The organism is Adhaeribacter aerolatus (assembly GCF_007991635.1).
GTDB lineage: Bacteria > Bacteroidota > Bacteroidia > Cytophagales > Hymenobacteraceae > Adhaeribacter > Adhaeribacter aerolatus.
The window spans coordinates 1-1098 of record NZ_BJYS01000085.1 but is presented as its reverse complement, the minus strand read 5'-3'; the positions used below and the strand labels follow the sequence as shown (position 1 = coordinate 1098).

2 protein-coding genes are annotated in these 1098 nt (G+C 45.7%); both read right to left on the bottom strand.

Translation table 11 applies throughout. The annotated features are described in order from the left end of the window. Window positions 1-649, bottom strand: a 649-nt coding sequence (locus tag AAE02nite_RS26095; protein ID WP_146905868.1) for an IS630 family transposase, incomplete at its 3' end; no start/stop codon positions are given. Next, the coding region (locus AAE02nite_RS26090; RefSeq protein WP_218033566.1) for a helix-turn-helix domain-containing protein at window positions 646-1098 on the bottom strand (453 nt) is incomplete at its 5' end. The genes AAE02nite_RS26090 and AAE02nite_RS26095, both read right to left, overlap by 4 nt.

The window sequence follows — 1098 nt, the reverse complement described above, 5'->3', positions numbered from 1 at the left end:
CCAGCTTTTCTCTGGCGGCATTAACCGTAAAGCTCCAGTGTATTTTAGAAGCTTTTCTGTTGCGTTGCTCCCCCCAAATAAGCACCTGTTTCTCCAGTTCTTTTATAGTGGCTATTCTTCTATTGAGGCATTCTCGGGCTAAGACCGAGAACTCAATCTCAGCCATGTTGAGCCAGCTTCCGTGCTTCGGTGTAAAATGAAAGTTGAGCTTGTGAGCTAATACCCTGGCCTGCACAGCAGGCAAATGTTCATAGAAAGAGCCGTAGGTATGCGTATTCAAATTATCTTGCACCAGTTCTATTTGTTCTACCTGTGAATAATGCTCTTTTAACAGCCATTCCATAAACCCGGCATAATCTTTTTTAGTGCGTTGCTGTCTTACCTGAACATACCGTTGCCCGGTATCTATATCATAGGCTAAAAGGATGACCGCCGTACCTTGTCGTGTGTATTCATAATCTTGCTTTTCAGGCTTTCCGGCTTTCATAGGTAAAGGAGCCACTGCTTCACCCAACAGCTGACAAGGTCTTTCATCAAAGCATATTCTTGCTCTTCCCGCCGTAGGCTCCTGCCCATATAGGGTCAGCACATCTTCCATGTTGGCTAAATATTGCCCATCTATTTTGCCAACACACCACTGCTTCTTCAACCAAGGTTTAAGCCTGCTTTTTTTAAAATTAGCCGCACTGTTTCATCATTTAGCTCGTAGCCTAGTTTCACTATTCTTTCATTGATAAGGGAAACGGTCCAGCGCGCTTTTCCTTCCGGTGCCAGGCTACAGGCAATACGCGTTACGGCAGCTTCTACCGGCGGCGTTACTTTCCGTGGCTGACCTGTCCGTGCTTTTTCGTCCAGAGCAGTAAGCTTACCGGCTAAGTAGCGGTCGTGAATATTGTATACGGTTGCCAGACTTACACCTACGGCTTCTGCAATAGCTATATGGCTTTGCTGTTCATCTAACTTGAGTAGTATTTGTGCCCGCTTCACTTTCCGCACTGGGTGCTTGCCCTTGCTCACAAGCAACTTAAGTGCTGTTACTTCTGCTGCACTTAACTGTATCTTTTCTTTCAGCTTGCTCATCTTACCTCCTGCTTTTTT